Consider the following 16944-nt stretch of genomic DNA (forward strand, 5'->3'; position numbering starts at 1 on the left):
AATACAGCTTTCAAAGGCTGCCCCGGATACCGACCATGCTGAATGAAGCGATACTGGAGAACTTTGAGGTTGCTATAGACCCTCAGATCATACTGTCGGTCCATGGTTACGGCTCTACCAGGAAACCCCGTCCTGCCGTCGTTGAGATGGCCTCCTCCGCAGCTGCTGAAGCGGAGGGTCTGGTCAGGCCGCGGGCGATCTATCGCGAGTTCCCGATAGTCAGAATGGACGTGAAGAGCATAACCTTGCAAAACGGAACTCAATTCAGCATCGGCCGCAAGATCAGAGAGCTGTGGGAGGGAAGCAGGGCTCTGGGGATAGCGCTGTACACGCTGGGGCCCGAGCTGGAGGAACGAGTATCTGCTTTAACGCAGGATGGTCAGCAGGCACAGGCGCTCAGCCTCGATATAGCGGGCACGATAGCCCTGGGTCTGGTGGGAATGCAGGTACAGCAGATGGCCTGTCAACGACTGGGCGAGCAGAGTGAGGAGGCCGGACCATGGCTAAATCCCGGCTATCTCGATTGGCCCCTGACGGACCAGCGCCTGATCTTCGGCATACTGTCCGCGGACAGCATCAATGTGAGGCTGAACGACTCCTGCATGATGATACCGCGTAAATCGGTCACCATCTGCGCCGGCATCGGGATCAAAGGATCGCCCGCGTCATTCAACCGCTGCCGCCACTGCGGCGTGGCCAAATGCCAGTTCCGCAGGGTAACCGTGTCATCCGACAGCGATGCAATCTAATAGATAAAAGCTAATCGTGCAGACCGGCCTGAATTTCCCTGACCGTTTCAAACATCGCCTTTAAATTCTCAGCCGGCATGGTATATTGCAACATATGGGTCGTCGCGAGTATATGCCTTCTGTGCAGTTTGCCAATCTGGTAACTGCGCAGGATGCTTTCCCTCATTTCCTGCGGGCTCATCTGCTCGCCCATCTGTATATCTATACCGGTAGCAAAGGCTAACCTGTCCCCGTATTTTTCATAAGCGGATTGGAAATCGTTCCCCGCCTTGGGCTGAAAAGCCTGCAGGACATCGAGCCCTGCCTCCACATAATAATCAAGGAACGGCGTTTGGAATCCGCATGAATGCAGCATGGCCAGCGCGCCGGCATCATGAATCGCCTCAATAATGCGCTTAAGGTGCGGGTATGTGAACTCTTTCCACATATCCATGGATATCAGCGTGCGCCCCGTATAGCCGTAATCGTCACAGATCATCACAGTATCAACTCCGGCCTTCACGCCCCGACGTATCATATCAATCGACCAATCACGCAAACGTTGCATAAAATGTTTGAGTTCAACCGGATTATCATACAAAGCCATCATGAACGGAGCCATACCCAGCATTTGAGTGCTCGGCATGTCCTGCACACTCAAAGCCTCCACTGCAATGCATGCTCCCGGATAAGCCTTCCTCATTTTTTTGATACCCGCATAGTGTTTGTCGTCTGAAAAATCCGGAAACCGGTATTCTTTTAACTCCTCGACATTTCTAATCGCGGGGATCTCTACATCCCAATAAATACCGTTGCCCAGGCTTCTGTATATGCCGAACGCGTCCAGCACTTTTAACTGATGGTCTCGCCAGTACATGTGGCCCACATTGGAGTTAGTGGCCAGATGACTTATTATAGCTATGTCAGCGCCCAGCTCCAGCGCGTATTCACCGTTTCCATAATCGGACAGTAAAAAGGGCAATGCCCTCCACAGATTCGGCGCATTGAATCTCCCACGCCTGGAAAATTTTCCCCACAAGAAATGTGCAAGCCAGTTCCAATAAAGATTGCGGCCAGGCTGCATCTCTACCATCATCCGGCAGACCTCGTGTGGATTCAACCAGTACATTACCGGCACGCGATCGACCGGCAGGCCCCGGGCTGCGGCATGTATGCGCTCCTTGCAGGTCATTTGCCCCTTGTGCACTATCATTTTTTCAACTTTCAACCAGCTTACCTCTCAGTTAATTGCGTACCATGCCCGAAGAGCAGTAGGCCAGTGCCGCCTCGGCCGCCGAGACGGCGTCCGGCGCATAGCAATCGGCGCCAATCGCCGCACAAAATTCATGTGTAATAGGAGCACCGCCAACCATGATTTTTACACCATCACGTTTATTATTGGCAACAAAGATTTTAACGACATTTTTCATTTCATACATGGTGGTTGTCAGCAGGGCTGAAAGGCAAACGATATCCGCATGATTTTCCTGTGCAGCCTCATAGAATTTCTGCGGAGGAACATCCACACCAAGGTCAATGACTGTCATGCCCTTGCTTTCTATCATCATCTTGACGAGATTTTTGCCTATATCATGTAAATCCCCCTTGATAGTGCCGATGACGGCAGTACCTTTGGAAGCTACACCAGCCGCTATGAGGTGGGGTTTGAGCATTTCGATACCCGCATTCATGGCGCGGGCGGAAATTAAAACCTCCGGAATAAATACTTCATCGTTCTTAAATTTTTCACCTATTATATCCATACCCCCCAGCAGGCCCTCATTCAGGATTTTATCCGGCGATAGGCCTTCCTTCAGTGCCTGCTGAATCAACGCTCTGACCTGGGAAGTCCGCCCCTGCTGAAGTAATTCACATATATCGGTTAATATACTCATGCTAATACCTTCCATTGCACCATCTTAATCATAATTATATGTACGTATCAAATATATAAATATTTTTATACTTTTTTCATTTTCTTCTGGTAATCTAAGTGATATACATATAGTACTATTTTAGCGCTTCGCCATGTGTGCTGTTCATCCGCATTCCTCAACCGCCGTTTATCTTAGTGAATATTACCGTGATATGTTATTATTTTTTTATTTTCTGCATACTGTTTAACAAACATGCGTGAAGAGCTTCTTGAATCCTGTGCCCGCAATTGCAAACATTTCAGCGGGCTAACCGGCGCCCACAGCGTGGTACTTGATCTATCTGACGATCCCGCGATAATTAACTTTGGTTTTTCCAATGACTTTTGCTCCGGATGTCTGTATGAAAAACGCGATGAGTTAAGGACTCACAGCTACGGAGTCAGTGAGGCATATCGCTGGGGCGGTAAATATATTTACTACTGCCCGCTTGGATTTGTTTTCGTGACATCCTCCCTGTCGGACATCAACGGCAGATTATTGGGCGGCATCGTGATCGGACCTATTATTATGGGTAACCTGCAGGACACTTTAGAAGAACTGGCCTATCCCTCCATGCATGCGGCCCTCTCCAAGCTTCCCGTACTGGATACGGCTCAGGTACGGCATCTGTCGGAAATTCTCTCCATCGTAACTTCGGCCATAGCCGGAAGCCCGCATAGCGAGCTTGGCAAGGTAGTCCGCGAGCAGGAAAAACTGCTGAACACTATATATGATGTGAGAAAAGAATATGACAATAAAGATAACGATCATCAATATCCCATCGAAATTGAATCCAAGCTGTGTGCCCTGATCGTAAATGGCGATCAAGAGAGCTCACAAAAGTTACTGAACGAGCTTTTAGGGCACATCTTCTTTTACAGTGTCTTCGACCTGGACGATATCAAGGCGCGTACACTGGAGTTGATCGCCGTCCTCTCCCGTGCGGCAATCAACGCAGGCGCAAATACCGGCGAAACCTTCCGCTTCAGCACTTCAGTCATACGTGGAATCGAACGGTTTGATAATATTAATCAGATCAGCCTGTGGCTCAGCGGCATTTTGCACCGTTTTGTCTCATCAACCTTTGATTACATCAAGATCAAACATTCCGATGCAGTATATAAAGTAATGGAGCATATAAAAAATAACTACACCGAAAAACTGTCGCTGGACGAGCTGGGGCAGCTCGTCTTCCTGAGCAATTCCTACCTGTCCAGCATCTTTAAAAAGGAAACAGGCACAAGCATATCCGTTTACATCACAAAAGTCCGTGTGGGAAAGAGTAAAGCATATCTATCCGGTACCGGCCTCTCCATCTCGGAAATCGCTCAGATGTGTGGTTTTGGAGATCAAAGCTATTTCACCCGCGTTTTTAAAAAACAAACGGGAATATCGCCCAAAAAGTACCGCGACAGCCTGATCAAAACGACTGAGTAACAGCCTTTATTTCCAATTCATATTACAAAAATTCGTAAAATTATCCCATACAATCAATCGTTATCCCTAATATAATCAAAGCGCGAGCTTAAACTGAATAAAAACCTTGCGCGGGCAAAATATTTAAATGGATATGTTGAATTGGCTTGAAGGCATTAGGAAAGCATCGCGTAAAAAGGCGATGCCAATCCTGTCATTTCCGGCCATACAGCTAATGGGAATCAGCGTAATTGATCTTATCTCGGACAGCGATAAACAGGCATGCGCAATGAAATGCATAGCCGACCGGGCGGATGCCATGGCCACTGTCAGTTTGATGGATCTGTCTGTGGAAGCGGAATGCTTCGGATCGGAAATACGTTTTTCTGAGGACGAAGTGCCGACAGTTGTGGGCAGCATTGTATCAACATATGACGAAGCAGATGAGCTTAAGATTCCGGAGGTTGGATCCGGACGAACCGGCATATACATAGATGCCATTGGAAAGGCGGTTAAGTTAATTAATGACCGCCCGATCTTTGCCGGAATTATCGGACCTTTTTCACTGGCAGGCCGACTGATGGACGTGAGCAAAGCTATGATCAGCTGCTATGATCAGCCTGAAATAGTACATCTTTTATTGGATAAGATATGCGCCTTCTCGATCGCATATTGCCAGGCATATAAAGCTGCGGGGGCCAACGGTGTAATTATGGCGGAACCGCTTGCCGGATTGATGTCCCGCTCGCTGGCCGACCCTTTTTCGTCGGCATATATCAAAAAGATAGTTCAAGCTGTTCAAGATCAGAATTTCATCGTGATTTACCACAACTGCGGGAATTCCACGATTAAAATAATAGACTCAATCCTTGCGACAGGCGCTTCGGCCTATAGCTTCGGCAACGCCATAAAAATGAGCGAGATGCTGAAAAACATCCCCTCCGATACAATAACGCTGGGCAATATCGATCCGGCAGGACAACTGCGCTATGGTACACCTGATTCAGTACGCGAGGCCATTCTCGGCGTATTGAATGAATGCGGCAGATACCCCAATTTTGTAATCTCTTCGGGCTGTGATATTCCCCCACTTTCAAAATGGGAAAACATCGACGCCTTTTTCGCGGCTGTTAAGGAATTCTACGACGGTATTTAACAGCTGTAACGGCACTGCCGAAACCGACACACCACAGGCTGATAAAGGCGTTGTATATCAGGCCGTACGTAGCCCCGAGTGAATATCGTTACTATTATTGTGGTGTGATTCCGGGAACCCCATATCTGGTAAGAATGCCATTGAATTTTTCAATAAGCTCCGGCGGAAGTGGCTCGGGTTTATGCGTTTTGAGAATCCGTTGAAGATCTTCCCCGATGATGTCCTTTAAATCTTTCCTGCCACCCCTATCCCAGTTGTCGAAGGACTTCGAAACAAAATATTTTATGGGAGAGATCTCCTTCCGGCATTGGACCGCGGTGTGCTTTTCTCCCAGGAAATTGCCGCCCGGACCAACCTCGCGCGTTACATCGATTGCCAGAGTGTCATCGTCAACGGTCACTCCTTTCCAGATGCGACGCGCCGTGCCCATGAGCTCGTGACAGAGAAGGAGTGAATGAATTGAAAACGTCAGGGTCCCATCGATCGAACCGCAGAGATAGTTGCATGTGGCCTGGCTGAAGATTCCCGTCGTCATTGTAACCGCCAGGCCCAAAACGGCTTCCTGGTTGAAATCCAAACCCATATTGAGGCCTGCGTTGGCGTTGAACAGCGGGATGTCCCAGTATCTTCCAATCTGGCACTTGACCAGTTCTGCAAGCGTGGACTCGTTCAATACTCCCACACTGCCGGTTTGCGGGTCCATGAAAACGATCACGGATCCGATCATACAAAACGATCCCTTCTTGACAAGCTGGCTGAGGACAAGGCCCGCGAGGTCCGATGCAAAACAGTGAACGACGTTCCCCGCAACGGTTATCGGCGTGGTGGCGCCGCCGATGCCGGCGGTACCGACGGCGAGGGGAATACCATGCTCCACAGCAGTCAGGATCTGGTCGGAGTGGCGTTTCTCAAAACACAGCGGCCGCTGGCTGATGCTCGCGATGAAATACGGTTTCTCCCTGAGGGCATTGGCTTCTCCTCTCAGGGCGGTTGAGAGTTCAATCGCAGCCTGCAGCGTGCGGACGTCCTCAAACGAGGCCAGCTGGGGCTTGCTCGTATTAGCGGCCCTCACAGCGAAGCGGAAGCCCTCGGTTTCGTTCATTTTACAGGATCCGCCCACGCCGTCTATGTCCGGCAGCGCATCTGCCACGCGGCTGATCATTATGTAATCTTCCTTTATACTCGGCCTTCTCACACCCGTTTCCGGATCGATATGATTGAGGCAGCTTATCATCGCCATGAACACCCTGTTGCGGGGGCTGAATTCTACAGCGCCCGTTCCAGGCCGGTTCCATATCCTGGCGCTTCTTCCGACCGAATCGATACAGTCCTGGACGAGATCGGTCGGGAACTTGACGACCCCTTCTCTGGTGATTTCGCACCCTGCGTCTGAGAATATATCCATGACTTTGGGATTCCCTTCGAATTTCACCCCTATCTCTCGTAAGAGCTGGAAAATGGCGTCGATAATCCGCTTCAACTGAGCTTCTGTCAGGGGATTCTGAGGTTGAACACCGGTATTATGTTCCTTTACGTTCTCCATTTTAACTACCCCCTTTCATATTAAGGCCGACGCCTCATTCTTCGAGACCAATCATTCGACTCGCTCGAACAAGATTATATGCAGCAACAAATAAAATTGTATCAACTGCACAAGTCCGATGCCGCTTGAGCGGCCGAAGCGGCATCAGGCTCATAGCAATCAGCACCGATGGCCTCACAGAAATCCTTGCTTAAAGGAGCTCCACCCACCATAATTTTTACACTATCACGTTTTTCCTTGACAATAAAGATATTGACGACATTTTTCATCTCGATCATGGTGGTGGTAAGCAACGCAGAGCAGCAGACTATGTTCGCTTGATTCTGTTGTGCTGCCTCATAAAACCTTTCCGGGGAAACATCAACGCCCAGGTCAATGACGGTAAGGCCTTTGCTTTCCATCATTATCTTGACGAGATTTTTCCCGATATCGTGCAAGTCTCCCTTGACAGTACCGATAATGGCCACACCCTTGGAAGCTACACCTGCTGCAACGAGGTGAGATTTAAGTAACTCGATACCGGTATTCATGGCACGGGCGGAAATCAAGACCTCCGGAATAAAGACCTCGTTATTCTTAAATTTCTCTCCGATAATATCCATGCCGTCCATCAAACCTTCATTTAATATCTTCTGCGGAGAAATTCCTTCGTCAAGCGCCTGCTGTACTAACTCTTTTACCCTGCCGGTCTCTCCCTGCTGAAGAAATATACTGATATCAGTCAAAATGCTCATGACAACACCTCACCTCCGAGCTTTTTTGCTCAAGTATCAACTGTTACGATGAATTTATCGGTGTGCGTTAAATGTACAGTGTTTTCAGAATAAGACCACAGCAATAGCGATACCGAAACCGACACACCACAGGTTGATAAAGGCGTTGGATATCAGGTCACCCGTGGAGATTTTGTAGATGCCGTTGCGGATATTGAAGCTGAAATCCAGTACCCCCAGAAATATCAGTGCGCCGGCCGCTATCAGCGACAGGTTGATGCCCAAAGGAACATTCAGCAGCAACAGCACCCCCGCCACCAGCAGCAGCACGGCCAGTAATCCGTCCGGCAGCGGAAAGGAATGCTCGTACTCAAGATATCCTTTGGGAGGATTTTTGGGCGCCATGCTTCCGGTAAAAAAGAGTATCCAGAACAATATCAGGCCGACGCCTGTCAGCAATTCCAGTATGGCGATCGCAGTCATTATGGCACCTCCTAATTTTAGGATATATTATCTGTTATTCCTATATGTTCCGGCCACGGCCGGACTTTTGTAACAAGTTATATGCAACTACAGATTGACATTTACGCAAATTCCACTGTTACTCTCTCGACGCGCTCCTTGTCACGCAGATAGAAAAACGACCCTATGAAGAACATGACTCCACCGAATGCCATGAATATGGGCAGCAGCTGTAAAGCTGTAACCAGGTTGATCCTGTCGGAAATCACCCCGACGAATATCGGGCCCAGGGAAGCGCCCAGCAGATTTTGTACCACGTTGGCAACTCCATATGAGGTGGCGCGAAGACCGGCGTGCACCACGTCCTGTGTCACCGTTGCCGCCCCGCCGTAAAACCACGGCGCGAAGAACCCCATCCCAAGCAGCACAATATACTGGGAAGTTCCGGGCGGCATAGAGAAGGCTATCAGAAGTAACGAGGCGGCGATTACCGATGTGATGGCGGGGACAATCATTCGCGCCCTTTTTACCCGCTTTCGTATCGCGTCGGTCACTATACCACCGATGGGTGCGCCGACCACGGCCAGGATAAATATCCCCGCTGTCTGCAGGGCAGCCGTTTCCATATTGGGCTTATCCATCAGCTTATAGAAGTAAGTCGGCAGCCATGTCATCAACGCTGTGGTGACAAAGACATTGCCAACGAATCCCATGAAATTCATAACAAGCGAAGGCTTGCTGAAAATGTCCCTGGCGATATCGACCACCTTCATCTTAACTTTCTTACCGGCATCCACGCCCGCGGCAATGGTTTTGGTCAGATCGACCGACTTGTAGTCCTTGAGCGTGAAGAAGAAGAGCAAACCTATGATAAGAGCCGGTATAGCCACGATGCCGAAGGCGTAGCGCCATCCCAGCATCTCAGCAATTATCCCGCCTCCTATTGTGCCAAGCACGGCGCCAACAGGTACAGATGCAGTCAGGATGCCATTCATACGGGCACGTAACCTCTCCGGGAAATAGGCGGATACCAGAGCAGTGCAACCTGTACTGTAGGCCGACTCCCCGATGCCCATTATCAGCCTGAATGAGAATATGGCGGGAAAAGTTTTAAGCAATCCAATGATACTGCAGGCCACGCTCCAGGCAATGGTAAACAGACCGACGCCTTTGGTCCTGCTCCACCGGTCAAGTAAGAAGGCTATAGGTACTGAAAATGCCATCACTGACCAGAAAATGGCGGATACCAGAAGTGCCAGTTGCGTGTCTGACACTCCAAGCTCGGCCTTCATGAAAGGGAAGAGAGCAGTAACCACCATACGGTCAAGATAGTCTACGGTCGACACGAGAAAGAATAGAGTGAAAAAATAGTAAGCGCGACCTTTTCCAACGGGATACTCAGCCTGTTGTTCCGACAATTCTAAACCTCCTTCCATAAATTATTGACGCGGGTGTGCGACGAAACGATCACGATGTGCCCTCATTTTCCCAGAGCTCTGCGCACGCGTGCGACCGCATCGAAGCCACTTCCCGCGGCGGATTCCATATTGGTCCCTCCCAGTAGGCTGCTGGCAAAGGAGACTCCTTCCAGTTTCTCGGCCCGATGCTTGAAATCCATGACTCTCTGATAGGCCCCCGCGGGGTATTGTTCCGTAGCATAGGGAAGACGGACGACCTGGACATCCTCTATCCAGTTCGAAACACCGGGTATCATCAGTTCTGCATCCTCTTTGGCCTGTTTAACCATCTCGGCGTCCGACTGCTTCCATAGGTCAAACGTTTTGGGCAGGACCGCCCAGAAAGTGAGCACGCTCTTGCCGCTGGGGCACATCTGGGGGACCTTGGCGCGCTCATCGATGGCGAAGAGGAAAGTCCTTTTCAACCGCGGATCGCTCCAGTAATTCCACACATTTCCCGGAAGCGGCCTGTCGAGGAAGAAGACCGGCATGGGCGACGGCGAATATATCACTCCTTCGAAGAAGCGGCGCTCCTCGGCCAACTCATCCGGCAATATCTTTGCCGCCGAAGCGGAGTCGAGCGCAACTATGACGTGGTCCGCCTTCCTCACTTGCCCGCTCTGCAGCTCTGCTCCTATGACTTTGCCTTTGTCCGTCACCAGGCGCTTGACGGATGATCCGTACTCTGGTTCGACAACCCTGGCCAGTTCATCAGTCAGGGATGAGACTCCCCGGGCAAGGCACACATGATGGGAGATGGCAAACGTATGGAGGGCGCGTATGAAATGGTAGAGGCTCATATATTCCGGCGGCCCCATCGTAGCACCAACTGATAGAGGAAAGATAAGAAAGTCCCGCAATGCCCGGTCGCTCTCCTTATTGAAGTGATCCAGCACCGCGATCTTATCGCTGGCCGGGATCGGCTCGTTGATATGATACGGTACGATTTTTGGCCCCAGTGCCAGGTGGCGGAACACGTTCCAATAGAGCTTGAGATTGCCGCTGAGGCCGAGCAGGTCCATATATACCGTACCCCGTGGATATTCACGTACCGATCCGTCCTGCAGCCGGTAGACCATACTGCCCGTGACATCAGTTCTCTCCCCGCTCAGCTTCAGTTCATCCATGAGATCGAAGCAGTGCTTGAAATTGGTGTGATAAAACTGAGCTCCCACGTCAAGACGGTCACCTTTTCTTTCCAGAGTCACCATGCGGCCGCCGGGTTTATCGCTGGACTCGAGCACCTCCGTATCATATCCCGCCTGGCGAAGCCAGTAAGCCGATGCGAGTCCACTTATCCCGGCGCCGATTATCAGTACTTTCATATCTAAACCTCCAAGGAATTACTCTCAAAATATATCTGCACCCAATAATCGCGGGTATTTCGTGAGATGCATCTCAATATCACTCCGGCAGCACCCATTTATACGGTTCTTCCCTGTATTTATATTCCTGAGGCAGTTCTCCGTTGCGGTCGAGAATCGCTTTCCCTTCAGCCACGATTTTTGTCATCTCTGCAACCCGTTTTCCGGTGGTTTTGGCACCCAATAGAGCCCAATCGTCCTTCAGCACATTATCCCTGGCCAGGAAGTCCGGCATCTGCCCCGAATAGCCTGCTACACCTATATAGGCGCCAGCAAGGGTCATCCCCGAGATTACGAGATTGTTCATCAGCAGGCAGCTGTTGATCATCTGGCTCAGGGCTATCTCCTGCCCGCCGTTGCGATGGGCGCCTACCGTCATTACACCGCAGACCTTACTGTACCTGGGTTTGTCCGTTCCCATCTTCATATAAAATGGTTCCATCATGTTCGGCAACCGGTCCATAGCTGCCTTCATCAAGCTGGGAAGCCCCATATGATAGACCGGAGCGCCCCAGATAATACCATCGGCAGCAAGGTACTTCTCCATATACTCCATCAGGTCGTCCTTGAAGACGCAGCGGAATATCTTCCCGCACTTATGACAACCTATACAATGATTTATTTTCTTGCCGGCCATTTCGTATATCTCTACCTCTGCTCCAGGCACGGTTGCCGCCTCTTCCAGTGCCGTCTTAACCAGCCGGTAAGTGTTAGCCTCTTTGCGAGGGCTTCCCACCAGACCAAGGATCTTGAACTTCACCATGACTTCACTCCCTTATAATTGATATTTACTGGCTGTACCTATGCTTCAAGCTGCCTCGCCCGGTTATAATCAGAACGATAAAACCTGTACATAAAAAGGTATCCAAAAGACGCGACCAGCAGTATTGCACCGTTTATCCAGAATGCCACCTGCAGATTGACCGCATCGGAAATCATACCGGTGACAGCCGGGCCCCACAGCCCACCCAGCAAGAACATACAGAATACATACATACCGTAGGCGGTTGCCCGCTGATAAAACGGCACGATTTCCTGGCACACGATCTGCTGAACAGGTATGAAAAGATATATGAAAAGCGTCACCAGAAAGAATACCGGCCAGGCATTCAGCAGCACAGCCAAAACGAACGAGACTAAAGCGGCAATAGCGCAGATCCAGCATAGCAGGTTCTTGTTCCCGGGTGTCTTCCTTGAAACGCGGTCGCCCAGGAAACCACCCAGAGGCCCGGCCACCAGTGCGGTCACCAGCACACCGGCTGTCATGGCGCCTGCTCTGGCAACGTCCATTCCCATGTACCTGATAAAATACGTGGGCAGCCAGTATACCATTGTATTGCTGAAGAAATAGATCAGGCCGGAAGCTATGCACAGTGATACAAGGGTTTTGTTCCTGACAAGGTCCTTGATCATAGTGCCGAGACGGGTGCCCTTGCTTCCGTCCAAACCATCGGATCTCTGTTGGTTCCTGAAGTCCGGTAGAAACCATGCCAGTATGCCTAAAATCACTCCCGGCACTGCAACCACTATAAAGGCGGACTGCCAGCTATACCTGGAAGCCACCAGGCCTCCGATCAGCATGCCGCAGGCCATGCCCAGGGGAGCTGCCGTCGTCCATATTCCTGTCACCGTGGCCCGGCGCGCCCTTCTGATCGTAGCCATGATCATTGTTTGTCCGGCGGATGTGAAGCTGGCCTCACCCACACCCAGCACACCCCGGGTAGCCAGAAGCTGCATGAAATTGGTGCTAAAACCGGAGAAAAATGAGCCTGCGCTCCATACGACAGCCATCAAAGCCATCATCTTCCTTCTGCTCCAACGGTCAATAAAATACGAAAGCGGCATAGCTAGAAGGCAGACCATCGCCAGCACAATAGTGCTCAGCCAGCCCAACTGCGCATCGGACAGGTTCATTTCTTTTTTCAGGATAGGGAACATGGGACTAATCACCGACCTGGTTGCGAAATCAAGGAAATACAGCAGGTAAATGATTATCATCGTATACCATAGTTTCCCCCGGGGTAGCGGCAACAGCAGCTTTTCTTCCCCACCGTTATCAGCTTTTACCGGACTGTTTTCGGATTTTTGGTCCTCTGTCACGCATCGTCTCCTTTCATTTTTATCACGCTATATCTCCACCGGTTCTTTATCACCAAGAAATGAAATTTTCGTGCACTTAGCCAATTCCATAGCCTTATTGAAAGCACACAGACTCAGCTCTGACTTTGACGACGGCAGCCTTTTTGCCATGATTTTGGCCAGTGAGCCGCAGGACACGAAGGGACAGAACGCTGCCAGAGCACCCAGTACCGCCATGTTTACAGCCCTTTCCTCGCCCGAATCGATAGCGATTTGTCTGAATGGGATGCCCACGGTTCGTCCCCATAGCACCCGGTGCACCTGTTCCGGGTCAACTATTACGAGGCCCTCCTCTTTAAGATCCGGCGTATTATGGTCATAGCCCTGCTGCGTCAGGGCAACGAGAATGTCGACACCCAGATTCCAGGGGTAACCGATCTCTTTATCGCTCAATACCACGTCCGCTCGTGAACTGCCACCCCTTGCCTCCGGCCCATATGTCTGGCTCTGTGCCGCGTAATTTCCATCCTGAATGGCGGCTTCGGCCATTATGATCCCGGCCAGGACCACGCCCTGGCCTCCCGACCCGACTATCCTTATTTCGATTCGTTTTTCTTTATCTGATAAATTTTTCATATTCTTCGCTGTAAGTCGGCTTTTCCTTATCCGTGAAAATACCCATCACTATCTTTCCCCTGCGCTCCTGTTCGTCCATCATTTTGGCTTTATCCGAAGTGATGCAATTCTCTTTTTGCCACCTCATCATCTCAACAGGTGAACCAAGCCCCATCCAGCGGCTGCTGTATGTAACGCAGGGCGAAATTACCTCGAGCACTGAAAACCCTTTCTTATGCAATGCCATATCTATCAACTTATCTAAAAGCGGTGTGTGAAATACGCCGGACCGGGCGACAAAAGACGCGCCGGCCGCTTCGGCCAGCAGGCATATATCGAAGCTGTTCTCCGGATTACCGTATGGTGAGGAAGGAGTCATTACACCGTGAGGTGTAGTTGGAGAGCACTGCCCTCCCGTCATGCCATAAATTTGATTATTGACTATGAAGCTCGTAATCTCCACATTGCGCCTGGCGGCATGTATGAAATGGTTGCCGCCGATACTTACCGCGTCGCCATCACCCATGATGGTAATCACTTTAAGCCTCGGATTTGCCAGCTTTATACCGGTGGCAAATGTCAACGCCCGGCCATGTGTGGTGTGAACTGTATTGAAATCAACGTATACCGGGAGACGGCTGGAACATCCTATCCCGGATACCAGTACGATTTCATCCCTGGTGAACCCGCTGCGATCGATAGCCCTTATAAGGGCGTTTTCAAAAATGCCGACGCCGCATCCCGGACACCAGATATGGGGAAACTTCTTGCTGGAGCGGAGATATTTATGTATCGGGTGGGCAGTCTCTATCACACGCATATCTCCTCAAGCCTCTGCAGTATTTCACGCGGCGTTATCAATGTGCCGTCGACTTTATTTAAAGTGAGCACTTCACACCTGCCGGTATTGACCCTTTTGACCTCACGAGAGATTTGGCCCATGTTCATTTCGGGGACAAGTATCTTTGGGGACTGTTCCATCACCTGAGCCACAGTCTGTCGCATGAAAGGCCAGAGCACCTTTAATTTGACCAGTCCGACCTTCAGACCTTTTTCACGTGCCTGCGTGACCGCATGAAGCGCCGCACGGGCAACGCTTCCATAGGCAATTACAGTCACGAGGGCATCATCGGTGAAATACGAGTCGTGCCATTGAAGATGTTCCACATCTTTAGAGATCTTTGAGAAGAGCCTTGTGATCAGAGGTTCGATTTCGTCTTTACGTGTGGTGGGATATCCCCTGACATCGTGATACAGTCCCGTTACGTTATAGCGGTATCCATCTCCAAATTTCGGCATGGGAGGGACACCCGTGCCGGGGTCTGCATAGGGAATATACCATTCAGGCGGCATGTTCGGAGCAGGTCTATCTTCAACAGCAATCCGGCTTTTATCGGACAGCACTACGCTCTCCCTGACATGGGCGACTGCTTCGTCCACAAGTATTATCACCGGCGTACGGTATCTTTCCGCCAGGTTAAAAGACTGGACTGTCAGCTCGTAAAATTCGTAGACCGAGGAAGGCGCGAGTACGATGATGGGATGGTCGCCATGAGTGCCCCAGCGCGCCTGCATGACATCACCCTGTGCGCCCTGCGTCGGCAGCCCGGTGCTGGGACCGCCGCGCATAACATCGACTATGACACACGGGATCTCAGCCATGCAGGCATAGCCGATATGCTCCTGCATCAGAGAAAAGCCCGGACCGCTTGTGGCGGTCATGCCCTTTGCTCCGGCCAAAGAGGCTCCCAGGACCGCGCCCAGGCTGGCGATCTCATCTTCCATTTGAATAAAAGCTCCACCTGCTTTAGGAAGGTCCCTGGCCATCACCTCCATGATCTCCGAGGCGGGTGTGATGGGATAGCCGGCATAGAAACGGCAACCTGCCATCAGGGCGCCCTTTACACAGGCTTCATTTCCCTGCAGAAGCTCAGCCCTCGCTTTCGTCACTGTTTTCTGACTTTTCATGATTCTCCCTATTGCCATAAACCGTAATTGCGAAATCCGGACATCTGTCGGCACATAGCCTGCATCCGGTACACCGATCCGGATTCTTTATAACCGGATACCCCGCTACGCTCTTGTCCAGCACCTGACACGGACAGAATGCAATGCAGATACCGCATTTCTTGCACCATCCGCGATAGATCGCGATCCTGCCGGCCACGCTGTTCAACATTTAATTCTCCCTCTGCTTAAGCGCTCCTGGCGGTGGCTATGTCAGCAGGACAATGCCTGGATGAAAACCACCAGAAAATAAGCGCCATCATGCCCAGTACTCCCGTAATTGCAAGTGCTATACTGAGCCCGTGTGCGCCCCCGCCGAATCCATCCGACATTGCCCCCGCCAGCGCCGGGCCCCACGCACCACCCAACAGATTATTGGCCAGCACGCTCATCCCCCATGCTCTCCCCTTTAGATCAGGTGAAGCAACGTCCTGAGAAATGGCAATGAGCGGAGCTATTGCCATGGTATTGGTCAATCCGTACAGCGCCAGCAGAACATAGCTTCGAATGGATAACGACTGGCCATCATTTGCAATGGACCACAGCACAAATAAAAGTATTACGGCCGCTGCAAATACCGAGGCGCCGGCCAGGAAAATCCTGCCCTTTAAGGTTTTGGACTGCCAGCGGTCTGCTATCAGTCCGCCAATAGGCGCACCCATCAGCCCTACCAGCGCAACGATTCCTATGACAACGCCCGCCTTATCTTCTCCAAAACCGAATGTCCTCATAAGGAGGGCGGGTATCCAGGCAAGTACAGCTGTAACGAGAAGTGAATATAGACCGTATCCCAGCCAGAGCCAGCGCAGCGACCGGATCTTCATCAGTGCCTTGATACCTTCCCAGAAGCCAAGTGTTTTCTCTTTATCAGGAGAAGCTTTTACGGTCTTATAATCCTGCATGAATAGTGCCAGTATCGCCAGAATGACGCCGGGTATAGCGAAGTATAAAAACGGCACCCGCCAGCCGCCGAAGTTGGCTGAAACGTATCCACCCAGAACCACGCCGATAATGGATCCCACAGTAACGAACATGGTATAAATGCCCAGCATCAACGCCTTTTTCTTATCGTGATACGAAGCGGAGATCAGTGCCGCCGCTGCCGGCGAATATCCTGCCTCACCTACCCCAACAAAGAAACGCGTGGCGAGCAGGGTTGGGAAGTTTCGCGCTATACCGGTAAGGAATGTGAATAAGCTCCAGAACAGAACCATCACCGAGATCATCTTCTTTCTGCTCCATCGATCGACAAGGTGGGCGGTGGGGAATACAAAGAGAACAACGCCTATAACCAGTACCGTGGGCAGAAGACCAGCCTGGAAATCGTTCAGCCCGAACTCGATTTTTATCGGCTGCAACAGCACGCCCATTACATTCCGATCCATGTAATCGACCAGGTAACACAGTGAGGAAATGATCAATACATATAATGCCTTTGGTCCGCCAACCTGGAATGTATTCTTGTCATTTTTCATGTTTGCACAAGCC

Annotated in this window: 17 protein-coding genes; 3 read left to right on the forward strand and 14 right to left on the reverse strand. The window is 50.9% G+C overall.

What is annotated here, in order from left to right:
• The first annotated feature begins 35 nt into the window (after positions 1 to 35).
• Positions 36 to 749 (forward strand): hypothetical protein, encoded by a 714-nt coding sequence (locus tag WC359_04305; GenBank protein ID MFA5399640.1) that lies wholly within the window; start codon positions 36 to 38, stop codon positions 747 to 749.
• Between the two features lie 10 nt (positions 750 to 759).
• Here WC359_04305 and WC359_04310 read toward each other — a convergent pair whose 3' ends face one another.
• Together WC359_04310 and WC359_04315 are read right to left on the reverse strand one after the other, a co-directional pair.
• Positions 760 to 1956, reverse strand: coding sequence for a uroporphyrinogen decarboxylase family protein (locus WC359_04310; GenBank protein ID MFA5399641.1), 1197 nt, complete (start codon positions 1954 to 1956; stop codon positions 760 to 762).
• Between the two features lie 16 nt (positions 1957 to 1972).
• Positions 1973 to 2623 carry a corrinoid protein gene (locus WC359_04315; GenBank protein ID MFA5399642.1) on the reverse strand — a complete coding sequence of 217 codons (651 nt, stop codon included), beginning with the start codon at positions 2621 to 2623 and terminating at the stop codon, positions 1973 to 1975.
• Between the two features lie 234 nt (positions 2624 to 2857).
• Here WC359_04315 and WC359_04320 point away from each other — a divergent pair, with 234 nt between their 5' ends.
• Together WC359_04320 and WC359_04325 are read left to right on the forward strand one after the other, a co-directional pair.
• Positions 2858 to 4081 (forward strand): AraC family transcriptional regulator, encoded by a 1224-nt coding sequence (locus WC359_04320; GenBank protein MFA5399643.1) that lies wholly within the window; start codon positions 2858 to 2860, stop codon positions 4079 to 4081.
• A gap of 127 nt (positions 4082 to 4208) precedes the next feature.
• Positions 4209 to 5216 (forward strand): uroporphyrinogen decarboxylase family protein, encoded by a 1008-nt coding sequence (locus WC359_04325; protein MFA5399644.1) that lies wholly within the window; start codon positions 4209 to 4211, stop codon positions 5214 to 5216.
• 94 nt (positions 5217 to 5310) lie between these two features.
• On the opposite strand, the gene WC359_04330 is transcribed toward WC359_04325, so the two are convergent.
• From WC359_04330 to WC359_04385, 12 genes are all read right to left on the reverse strand, one after another.
• On the reverse strand, positions 5311 to 6759 hold the full coding sequence (locus WC359_04330) for a trimethylamine methyltransferase family protein (GenBank protein MFA5399645.1): 1449 nt from the start codon (positions 6757 to 6759) through the stop codon (positions 5311 to 5313).
• 101 nt (positions 6760 to 6860) lie between these two features.
• On the reverse strand, positions 6861 to 7493 hold the full coding sequence (locus WC359_04335; protein MFA5399646.1) for a corrinoid protein: 633 nt from the start codon (positions 7491 to 7493) through the stop codon (positions 6861 to 6863).
• A gap of 84 nt (positions 7494 to 7577) precedes the next feature.
• Positions 7578 to 7955 (reverse strand): hypothetical protein, encoded by a 378-nt coding sequence (locus WC359_04340; GenBank protein ID MFA5399647.1) that lies wholly within the window; start codon positions 7953 to 7955, stop codon positions 7578 to 7580.
• 101 nt (positions 7956 to 8056) lie between these two features.
• Positions 8057 to 9352, reverse strand: coding sequence for an MFS transporter (locus tag WC359_04345; GenBank protein ID MFA5399648.1), 1296 nt, complete (start codon positions 9350 to 9352; stop codon positions 8057 to 8059).
• Positions 9353 to 9414: 62 nt separating this feature from the next.
• Complete coding sequence (locus tag WC359_04350; protein ID MFA5399649.1) at positions 9415 to 10716, reverse strand: NAD(P)/FAD-dependent oxidoreductase; 1302 nt, start codon at positions 10714 to 10716, stop codon at positions 9415 to 9417.
• A gap of 79 nt (positions 10717 to 10795) precedes the next feature.
• Positions 10796 to 11518 (reverse strand): flavodoxin family protein, encoded by a 723-nt coding sequence (locus tag WC359_04355; GenBank protein ID MFA5399650.1) that lies wholly within the window; start codon positions 11516 to 11518, stop codon positions 10796 to 10798.
• Positions 11519 to 11556: 38 nt separating this feature from the next.
• Positions 11557 to 12855, reverse strand: coding sequence for an MFS transporter (locus tag WC359_04360; protein ID MFA5399651.1), 1299 nt, complete (start codon positions 12853 to 12855; stop codon positions 11557 to 11559).
• Between the two features lie 27 nt (positions 12856 to 12882).
• Positions 12883 to 13470 (reverse strand): 2-oxoacid:acceptor oxidoreductase family protein, encoded by a 588-nt coding sequence (locus tag WC359_04365; protein ID MFA5399652.1) that lies wholly within the window; start codon positions 13468 to 13470, stop codon positions 12883 to 12885.
• Entirely contained in the window at positions 13451 to 14263 is an 813-nt protein-coding gene (locus WC359_04370) for a 2-oxoacid:ferredoxin oxidoreductase subunit beta (GenBank protein MFA5399653.1), read from the reverse strand. Before WC359_04370 ends, WC359_04365 begins: the two co-directional genes overlap by 20 nt.
• Positions 14260 to 15417 carry a 2-oxoacid:acceptor oxidoreductase subunit alpha gene (locus WC359_04375; protein MFA5399654.1) on the reverse strand — a complete coding sequence of 386 codons (1158 nt, stop codon included), beginning with the start codon at positions 15415 to 15417 and terminating at the stop codon, positions 14260 to 14262. Before WC359_04375 ends, WC359_04370 begins: the two co-directional genes overlap by 4 nt.
• Complete coding sequence (locus WC359_04380) at positions 15380 to 15628, reverse strand: 4Fe-4S binding protein (GenBank protein ID MFA5399655.1); 249 nt, start codon at positions 15626 to 15628, stop codon at positions 15380 to 15382. The genes WC359_04375 and WC359_04380 overlap by 38 nt, the downstream gene beginning before the upstream one ends.
• 16 nt (positions 15629 to 15644) lie before the next feature.
• Positions 15645 to 16931, reverse strand: coding sequence for an MFS transporter (locus WC359_04385; GenBank protein ID MFA5399656.1), 1287 nt, complete (start codon positions 16929 to 16931; stop codon positions 15645 to 15647).
• Positions 16932 to 16944 lie beyond the last annotated feature (13 nt).

This window comes from Dehalococcoidia bacterium, assembly GCA_041653995.1.
In the GTDB taxonomy this organism is placed as follows: Bacteria; Chloroflexota; Dehalococcoidia; order GIF9; family UBA5629; genus CAIMUM01.

What these genes read in the sequence shown, in the direction of transcription:
- WC359_04325 (MFA5399644.1), top strand. Translation starts at nt 4,209, where the DNA reads ATGGATATGTTGAATTGGCTTGAAGGCATTAGGAAAGCATCGCGTAAA.
- WC359_04335 (MFA5399646.1), bottom strand. Translation starts at nt 7,493, where the DNA reads ATGAGCATTTTGACTGATATCAGTATATTTCTTCAGCAGGGAGAGACC.
- WC359_04350 (MFA5399649.1), bottom strand. Translation starts at nt 10,716, where the DNA reads ATGAAAGTACTGATAATCGGCGCCGGGATAAGTGGACTCGCATCGGCT.
- WC359_04320 (MFA5399643.1), top strand. Translation starts at nt 2,858, where the DNA reads ATGCGTGAAGAGCTTCTTGAATCCTGTGCCCGCAATTGCAAACATTTC.
- WC359_04305 (MFA5399640.1), top strand. Translation starts at nt 36, where the DNA reads ATGCTGAATGAAGCGATACTGGAGAACTTTGAGGTTGCTATAGACCCT.
- WC359_04375 (MFA5399654.1), bottom strand. Translation starts at nt 15,417, where the DNA reads ATGAAAAGTCAGAAAACAGTGACGAAAGCGAGGGCTGAGCTTCTGCAG.
- WC359_04340 (MFA5399647.1), bottom strand. Translation starts at nt 7,955, where the DNA reads ATGACTGCGATCGCCATACTGGAATTGCTGACAGGCGTCGGCCTGATA.
- WC359_04385 (MFA5399656.1), bottom strand. Translation starts at nt 16,931, where the DNA reads ATGAAAAATGACAAGAATACATTCCAGGTTGGCGGACCAAAGGCATTA.
- WC359_04355 (MFA5399650.1), bottom strand. Translation starts at nt 11,518, where the DNA reads ATGGTGAAGTTCAAGATCCTTGGTCTGGTGGGAAGCCCTCGCAAAGAG.
- WC359_04380 (MFA5399655.1), bottom strand. Translation starts at nt 15,628, where the DNA reads ATGTTGAACAGCGTGGCCGGCAGGATCGCGATCTATCGCGGATGGTGC.
- WC359_04365 (MFA5399652.1), bottom strand. Translation starts at nt 13,470, where the DNA reads ATGAAAAATTTATCAGATAAAGAAAAACGAATCGAAATAAGGATAGTC.
- WC359_04330 (MFA5399645.1), bottom strand. Translation starts at nt 6,759, where the DNA reads ATGGAGAACGTAAAGGAACATAATACCGGTGTTCAACCTCAGAATCCC.
- WC359_04315 (MFA5399642.1), bottom strand. Translation starts at nt 2,623, where the DNA reads ATGAGTATATTAACCGATATATGTGAATTACTTCAGCAGGGGCGGACT.